General features: G+C 49.6%; 5 protein-coding genes. 2 read left to right on the top strand and 3 right to left on the bottom strand.

Annotated elements, in window-relative coordinates:
• Positions 1–398: 398 nt before the first annotated feature.
• Together ACO0LL_RS23435 and ACO0LL_RS23430 are read left to right on the top strand one after the other, a co-directional pair.
• Positions 399–680, top strand: coding sequence for a hypothetical protein (locus ACO0LL_RS23435; protein ID WP_422953225.1), 282 nt, complete (start codon positions 399–401; stop codon positions 678–680).
• A 13-nt stretch (positions 681–693) separates the two neighbouring features.
• The gene (locus ACO0LL_RS23430; RefSeq protein WP_422953224.1) at positions 694–972 is read left to right on the top strand and encodes a hypothetical protein; all 279 of its coding nucleotides are present in this window, start codon (positions 694–696) and stop codon (positions 970–972) included.
• Between the two features lie 120 nt (positions 973–1,092).
• Here ACO0LL_RS23430 and ACO0LL_RS23425 read toward each other — a convergent pair whose 3' ends face one another.
• From ACO0LL_RS23425 to ACO0LL_RS23415, 3 genes are all read right to left on the bottom strand, one after another.
• A complete protein-coding gene (locus ACO0LL_RS23425; RefSeq protein ID WP_422953223.1) occupies positions 1,093–1,596 on the bottom strand; it encodes a hypothetical protein in 504 nt (167 codons plus the stop codon).
• Between the two features lie 333 nt (positions 1,597–1,929).
• Entirely contained in the window at positions 1,930–4,848 is a 2,919-nt protein-coding gene (locus ACO0LL_RS23420) for an HD domain-containing phosphohydrolase (protein WP_422953222.1), read from the bottom strand.
• Between the two features lie 262 nt (positions 4,849–5,110).
• Positions 5,111–8,464: a PAS domain S-box protein gene (locus ACO0LL_RS23415; protein ID WP_422953221.1), complete on the bottom strand. Its 3,354-nt coding sequence runs from the start codon at positions 8,462–8,464 to the stop codon at positions 5,111–5,113.
• Between the last annotated feature and the right edge of the window lie 6 nt (positions 8,465–8,470).

The raw sequence follows: 8,470 nt of genomic DNA, 5'->3' as shown, positions 1-8,470 counted from the left end.
CAGGAAGATGAGCGTTACGACCAAATGAAATTGGGACTGTAGCCGCCTTTAGGCGGATCAAGGGTTACCAGCGCCTTTGAGGCGCCCCAGCAATAAACCTCCGGCTTTGCCGGAGGTAATTTAATTTTCTCTGCACTAGAAAGAGGCTGATCAGCCCCCTGAAAAGATGGGTAATTTCATATTCGTTGCAGTAAATAATATTTCTCTGAAGCCGGTTATGACCATCATGCATGCTAATGCGCTGGATAGCCTGTAGTTGAATCATTGAGGCACAGTTCAATAAAGCCATTTGAGTCTGGATAGAACTTGAAGCTTATGATTAAATTTCCCATCAAACGAGTTTATGCAATCCACGCAGCTGCGCGGTGAGCAAAAAAATAGTCTTCGCAAAAAATGCCATGAACGAAGAAACTGAAAAACTGCCAGAAGTATTTGAAACATTGATCACCGATGTCAATAGAATAAAATACTTGTTGAGGGAATATCTGACACAACCGTCAAAATACTTGCGGGCAAGAGATGAGAATTTTGCGCAGTTATACTTCGATCCAGGAGGATATGTGTGGGGTGTGGTGATTCCAGAATCAGAGCCAGCAATATTACGCCTTCCTTATCTGAAACGATGTAACAGCTTCCTCGTGGGCGATGATAATCTCGAAGTCAAACAGCCTGTTATTTAAATTTTTATCTCAAATGTACAAACTATTTGAACTTGATGATGTTTTCGAGATTAAAGGAAAAGGTCTGGCCCTGGCAGGTATTGCTGGCGACAAAGAACTGGCTCTCCCGGTAAAAGCCAGCGTCATTTTTGCAAAAAAACAGAATTCAGATTTTCTTCCGCTTACGCTTCTCGATGCAGAATATATGCGTAATTGCTGGTCGCCACATAAACCTAAAAATATGATCCTGCTTGTTGCGATTGATGAAGTTACACGTGACTTGGAAAGAGGCGTTGAGATTTGGTGTAACTAAAGTCAATATAGGGATTATCTTCGCATTCTCATTTTTTCTTTCAGAGCCGGGCAGGCAGATCGTAGGGATCGATTTTATCCGCCCTGGGCTAGGGTCGCTAATTTTTAAAAAATAATATCCTCAAGGATGAGCAGTGCCAACACGCGTGAAGACTGTTGTAATAATCGTTTCATTAGGGCGTTTTTGGCCTGGCTTGGCTGGACCCCGATAGCGTTCCATTTCGGCTCTATCGTGGGCGACGATAAATTCCAGGCGGTTTTCACTTACTTTTATTCGCTTAACAGACAGCATTCCTACTTGTATAGCGACGTTGGATTCAAGAACTTTTTGTTCTATGTGTTCGCCATCTACCCAGCGATAAGTGCCTGATGACTTTACCTTTGATCCATTAAGTACCCAGGTATTGTCTGCAAAGAATTCACCTGTGGCTTTTATGGCAGTACTTTCTGCCGGTGCCTTTTTTTGAGGTATGACGCGACCATCATCAGTTTGAATTTGGTAGCTGTGCACCCATTTTCCTACCAGTAATTGCTCCTGAGATGTCTTGGCAAATACTACAGCCGGATAGAAATTGCCGAGGAAAATAATGCTGGCGATGGCTGCAAATCGTTTAAATATGAGCATGGTAAATTTTAAGATATTGTTTTCGATTTAAATTGCTTTGCAAACTGTATCAAATAAACGCTCTTACATCTACCATAATGGAATTGTAGTGAGGGCAGGCGAATTTCAATTGCGGACAAAGGGCGTCCGCACCACTAAATCATTACATCGCTGGAAAATGACAGGCCTGTTGTGGCGCAAGCAGACTCCAATGAATTAACTGCAGGGCCACTATCTACGTTCACCTAATTTTGTGGGCGTCAAATCATGGGTCATATCATTGCACTCAAAGCACCTGACCTCTCAGGTGCGCATATCGCTATTCAAAACTTATTGACTGCTAATAGCATTTACTCACACATACGCATGTATATCAAACTCATCAATCTGATCAGGATTCATGAACTGCCTGCCGTATTCCAGATATGCCCCTGATTTCAAAAATAATCCAAACAATTCTGCATCGATATGCTGGTCCTTTTTCATGAAGCTCATAATCTTGATCGCTTCTGACAGGGTCTTGCCTTTTTTGTAGGGACGGTCGGCGGCGGTCAGGGCTTCGAAGATATCGGCTATCGCCATCATGCGGGCGGGGATGCTCATGTCTGCGGCCATCAGGCATTTGGGGTAGCCTGTGCCATCCATTTTTTCATGATGTCCGCCGGCGATCTCTGGCACTCTGGCGAGGTGGCGCGGGAAGGGGAGTTTTTCCAGCATCATGATGGTTTGTATCATGTGCTCATTGATTTTGTAGCGTTCTTCTTCCGACAGGGTGCCACGTGCTACCGAGAGGTTATACACTTCGCCACGGTTGTACAGGTGTTCTGGTACCTTGACCTTGAAACCCCATGGATTGTCGGCTGCGATGGTGTCGCGGGCTGATCTCGCGAAAATGTGTTCGACCTTGTCGCTCAGCAGTTGTTCTTGCACGGGCAGTGTGGGTTCGGCTGTGCGGTTCTTGCGTTCTTTTTCGTCGTGTGAAATGCCGATGCGGTCAGACAGGGTTCTTAGCCAGTGGCGGCCAGCGATATCTTGTATGCGGGCGATTTTGTCGGGGGCCATGAATTCTCCACCCTCATTGCATTCGGCGATGAAGGCGAAATCGCTATCCAGTTGTGCGATAGTGTCGTCGAGTTTTTTCTTGAGTTCTGCGGCATCATTGCCGGCACTGTCTTTAGCTACAGCTTGCCAGTAATCGATTTGCGCATCACGTTTCAAGACTTCAAAGCGCATGCGTATTTCATGGATGCGGTCGTACAGGGTTTCAAGCTTGGTGGCTTTGTCGACGATGTATTCTGGCGTGGTGACTTTACCGCAGTCATGCAACCAGGCGGCGATATGCAGTTCTTCCCATTCTTCATCACTGAGCTTGAAGCTGGCAAACGGGCCTTCGGTTTCCTTGCAGGCAGCTTGGGCTATTAATTTTGTGAGTAAGGGCACACGCTGGCAGTGGCCGCCGGTATAGGGGCTTTTGGCATCGATGGCGCTGGCGATCAGTTGTATGAAGGCTTCGAGCAGCGCTTTTTGTTCTTGTATCAGGCGCTGGTTTTCTATGGCAATGGCAGCTGCACCAGAGACGGCTTCTGCCATGGCTTGCCTGCCGGGGTCTATATTGGCATCGTCGATGACGAGGGCGATTGCGCCGACCAGGGTGTTGTTTCTATCCTTCAGGGGGATGGCAATCAGGGTGGTGGTGTGATCGGTGGCGGGCAGGCTGCTGAAATAGAGGGCCAGGTCTGTTGCCTGCAACTGGCAGATGCTGCTGCGGGATTTGCAGGCCAGGATGACGGGGTGGCTTTCATCTGTCATGCTGATGCTGTGTGTTTCACTTTCCAGCACCTGATGATCGACATACGCTTGCACCACGCGCATGCTGTTTTCTTGCGGCTGATAGAGGTAGAGTATGCCGGATTTTGCCTCAGTGATTTCCGACATTTCTTTTAACACGCGCGCGAGGAGTTTGTCGAAATTGGTTTCTGATGCGAGGCTGCTGGCGATGTCGAGGAAGGAGCGTATTGTCGATTTCATGCCGCGCATGGAATTGCTGAGATCGGCAATTTCCTTGATGCGTGACTGTATATTGATGGGGCTTTTGAAATCGAAGCGGGCTATCTTGCTCGCTTCGTCATTCAGTTGTTTCAAGGGGCGGGATGCCAGTCTGGAAAAATAGATTGTAATACCCACACTGGCCGCCAGCATGACCAGGAAAAGGATGCTGGTTTGCGTGCGCATCTTGATGATGTCGGCCAGCAATTCTTCATGCGGGCTGGCGATGAGTATGCGCAAATCCTGGCCACCAGGGACTTGTATTTTCCCTTGGTAAGTCGCCCATGTTTTTCCTATGACGTCGAGGGCCTGGCTACTGTCTTTGTTGCCATCGAGTTCACGTATCCTGTTGAGTACTGGGGCATTTTGTTCAGCCAGGGTAGGCATGCCTTGCGTGCCATCGAGCTTGGTGACAATCTGCGGCTTATAGGCTGGCTGCTTGCCGTTTTGCCACGCCAGTAATTGGCCCTTGCTGTCTATCAGGGCTATCCTGGTGGATGGCGTGACATTACTGTTCCTGATGGTTTCATGGATAGTGGGCATTTCTATGTCTATGCCCACCACGGCATCGGTACCAACTATTTTTTGTGCATAGGTAACGCCTATCTGGCCGGTCGTGAAAAAATAATAGGGTTCGCTGACATGGGCCTGCTCAGGGTTTTTCATTGCAGTTTCATACCAGCCACGCTGGCGCGGATCATAATTGCGCAAAGGAATTTGCTGGCGGCTGATTTCATTGAGCCTGTCATCGAGATAGACGACATGCTCGGCCAGTTTTCCTGCATCCATGCTGGTGCTTTGCACTATCCAGGCAGTTTTCTCTGGCGCTTTGAATACTTCCTTGCCACCATTTGATTTGGCGTATTGGCGCAGCAAGAAAAATTCGCCATTGGCAAATCCTACATAAGCGGATGTCGCCGATTTGACACTGATGATGGCCTTGGCCAGGTAGTTGACATGGGCCAGGCGTTCATTGAGGTTTTTGCCCGATATGGGATGTGACTGCGCCAGCATCTCTGCCTGGTTTTTTACCGGTTCATAAATGTCTTTGACATTGCTGGCGACTTCGTTGCCTATCAGGGCATAGCTGCTATTGGCTTGTGCCAGTATGATCGTGCTCATGCGGCTGAATTGCACGGTACCCATAGCGATACCGAAAACGAGAATCAGCGCAGTAAAGAAATACGAGATGTAGATATAGAACTGCACATTCCTGGTCGCACGCATTGCCTGTTCCGCCTGTAATGGTGGGTGAAGCGGTGGGAGAAGTGATGCTTATCGTAAGGCAGCAAATTACAGCAAATCAGACAACCATAAAATAAGGATAAGACAAATAAGCCGCTTCAGTGAGCATATCTAAAAAGCAAGAATTATGGTAGTGATTTATTCATCAATACATGAAACTTTTTAGCATGTAGTTCCGGTAGACAATTGCCGTGGGGCGAGATGTAGTGAAGATGGATTACATGATGGATTACTTCGGGGCATTTCAGGAAATCGGCAAATCCACATAAAATCTGGTGGCTTGTCCTGGTGTGGATTCAAAGCCTATGGTCCCGCCCATTCTTTCTACCAGTTCACGGGTGATGGCAAGGCCCAGGCCGGTGCCACCGTTTTGTCTGGTGTCGGAAGAGTCTGCCTGCGCAAATTTCTGGAATATTCTGTCGCGGAATTCATGCGGTATGCCTATGCCGTGATCGATGACGCTGATACGTAGCTCAGGCAAGAGAGGCAGTTTGTTCACACGTTTTTCTGCTTCGATATTGACGACCTCATTTTCTGGTGAATACTTGATGGCATTCGACAGCAGATTGGACAAGACCTGCATGAAGCGTTGGGTATCAACCGTGATGCTGATATCGGGCAGTTGTTTTGCCAGACGCAGGCTGACACCGCGTTCGCTGCCAAAAGTCTGGTTGGCATCGACTGCCTGTTGCAGCAAGTCACGGATTGCGATGGTTTCAGGTCTGAACACCATCTTGCCTGCGGTGAGTTTTTCCATATCCAGCAAGTCATTAATAAGGAAGGTCAGGCGCTGGCAATTTTTATTGGCCACATCGATCATCTGTTTCATGCGGTCAGAGTAGCTACCAAACACACCGCCAGAAATCAGGCCTAGTGCGCCTGAGATTGAGGTCAGTGGTGTACGCAACTCATGGCTGACCGTGGAGATGAATTCATTCTTGATGGTCTCGGTACGTTTGCGTTCGGTAATATCACGCATCAGGGCAATGAACAGGGGTTGCCCCAGGCGCGTGACTGTGGATACTGACAAATCCAGTGGAAACAGGCTGCCATCCTGACGACGCGCTTCCACTTCACGCCCTATGCCTATGATGCTTTGTATGCCAGCTTCTGGCACAGGCCCGGTATCACTGTCCTGCACCGGATAGGGGATGATATGACGTATGCTGCGACCCAGTAATTCGTCGGCTGCATAATCAAAGATATGCGCTGCGGCATTATTGACACTGAGGATGATTTGCTGGTCGTCAAAAGTGATGATGCCATCAAGCACATTGTCGAGCACGGCACTGGTATGGGCGGCCTGGTCACGCAAGTCTTCTGCCGCGGCCCTTCTCTCGCTGATGTCCTGGAAGGTACCATACACGCGCACGCATGCGCCGTCTTCAAATTGCGGGAAGCCTATGACATGTACCCATCTGTCATTACCCCTGGCGGTGCGTATGCAGAATTCGCAATCAAATGAGATGTTTTCTCGTATGGCACGGGCAAATAGCGCGCGGATTTCTTGCTGGCTTTGTACACCTTTGTAGAAGGCAATTGCATTATCAACGCCACATACAAAGTCATCATCCACTTCATGTATCTGCCGGGTGACCTTGCTCCATTCCAGCTTGCGGGCTTTGACTTCAAAGTCCCAGGTACCTATGCGGGCAGCAGTATTGGATTTTTCCAGCAATTCATAGGCGTGTTCGAGTTCTGCCTCAGCCTGTTTTTGCTTGGTGATGTCGGCATGGCTACCTGACATGATCAGTGGTTCACCATTGGGGCCCCAACTGACAACGCAGCCGCGGTCGTGTATCCATATCCAGTGGCCATCCTTGTGGCGCATGCGGCTCTTGAGGTCGAAGTATTCAATCTCGCCTCTGAAGTGCTGCTCTATCATGGCACTGGTCAGCTTCAGGTCGTCGGGGTGGCATAGCCTGAGCCAGGTATCGACGGTAGTGGGTTCAAGTTCGGCCAATGTGTAACCCAGCATCTCGGCCCAGCGCTCGTTATACACGGTTTCACCGGTAACGATATTGCATTCCCAGGTGCCAATATTGGTACCCTTGATGACATTGATCAACTGGCGCTCGGTTTCATACCTATGCTTTTGCGCACGTGCCGCACTGATCAACTGGCCCAGAGTGCTGAACAGGGGATTGAGGAAATCAATCACCCGCTGATCATAGGCTTCTGGCTTGTTGGCTATGCCTACCAGCGCAATCAATTGACCATCATATTGCACAGGTATGCACAAGAAACATTGCAAGGCATCGAAATGCGCGGGGAATACCTGATCGAGAGCGCCAGCGACCAGCGCATTGTCGATGACGGGTTGGCCAGACTTGAGGGCTGCACCATAGCGTGACTTCAATTGCAGACAAGCTATGTCCCTGGCTGCGGTATCCAGGCTGGTGCTGGAAATATGTGAGGTGGCAGTATTCCAGGCCAGCATCATGCTTTTCAGGGCCGGGTTGTTGACGGTATTATCTTTGACTTCGCAGATAAAACCATAGGAACTGCCTGTCAGCTTCAGGATTGCTGCGAGCAGCGATTCAAAGCCTTTTTCCTGATCGGTTTCGCGAATGAATAATGCTTGCGCCATGGCGATGGCATCACTGAGTGCGCGCTGCCTTTGCAATTGCCGGTCAAGCTCCTGTCTTTTCATGACACCGGTAATCCAGTCAGCCAGCAGACGGACAAATTCTGTTTCTACTTCTGAAAACGGAAATGACCTTGGCTCGGTATGCCAGATGCACAGTGCAGCATCATCCCTGGCATTGATATGCAGGCGCAGGCCTATCAGGCATTGTATCTGTGCTGGTATGGTGTTCCTGTAGTTGCTTTGTGCCAGGTCTGCCGCATGAATGAGTCCCTTGTGGGCATCTTCTGGCAATATGCACAGTGGTGCTGAATGTGCAGCCGCCATTTCTGGATGCAGCGAATCCCCGGACTGGCAGACCAGGCTGGCTTTGCCGCCGACCTGCACGCGGCTGATCTGGCCACAGCTCATGCCCAGGTAGTCGCAGGCCATGGCAAGGGTTTGTTGCAGGGCTGCTTCAGGATTCTGGTGTGACAGGGCAGTGATGGCAGTCAGCGATAGCAAGGCATGCAATTGCCTTTGCTGTTCCTCGCGTGCAAATTCACTCTCTACACAATCCGCCAGGTCACGCAGGGCAGCCAGGTCTTCTGCACTGAGTATGCGCGGTTTGGTGTCGATGATGCACAGGGTACCCAGGCTCTGGCCATTACGTGCACGCAAGGGCGCACCAGCATAAAAGCGGATATTAGGGGCATTGCTGACCAGAGGATTGTCGCTGAAACGCGCATCCTGGCTGGCATCAGCGACATACAGAATATCAGGCTTGAGTATCGCATGGCCGCAGAAAGAAATATCTCTCGCCGTTTCGCCGACATCCAGGCCCTGTTTTGATTTGAACCATTGACGCTCGCTATCGATGAGAGAAACCAGGGCAATCGGTGTCTTGAACAAATGGCTCGCCAGCCGCGTCAGCCGGTCAAAACGCTCTTCTGGTGGTGTGTCGAGTATGGCGCAGGCTTGCAAGGTTTGCAGGCGCAATATCTCATCGACAGGAAAATCAGGTGCTTGCATAGTGCA

The organism is Undibacterium sp. TC4M20W (assembly GCF_049340245.1).
Classification (GTDB): Bacteria; Pseudomonadota; Gammaproteobacteria; order Burkholderiales; family Burkholderiaceae_D; genus Undibacterium.
This window is presented reverse-complemented; position numbering and strand designations above follow the sequence as displayed.

Coding starts and splice junctions, on each gene's coding strand:
- ACO0LL_RS23425 (WP_422953223.1), bottom strand. CDS start 1,596: ATGCTCATATTTAAACGATTTGCAGCCATCGCCAGCATTATTTTCCTC.
- ACO0LL_RS23420 (WP_422953222.1), bottom strand. CDS start 4,848: ATGCGTGCGACCAGGAATGTGCAGTTCTATATCTACATCTCGTATTTC.
- ACO0LL_RS23415 (WP_422953221.1), bottom strand. CDS start 8,464: ATGCAAGCACCTGATTTTCCTGTCGATGAGATATTGCGCCTGCAAACC.
- ACO0LL_RS23430 (WP_422953224.1), top strand. CDS start 694: ATGTACAAACTATTTGAACTTGATGATGTTTTCGAGATTAAAGGAAAA.
- ACO0LL_RS23435 (WP_422953225.1), top strand. CDS start 399: ATGAACGAAGAAACTGAAAAACTGCCAGAAGTATTTGAAACATTGATC.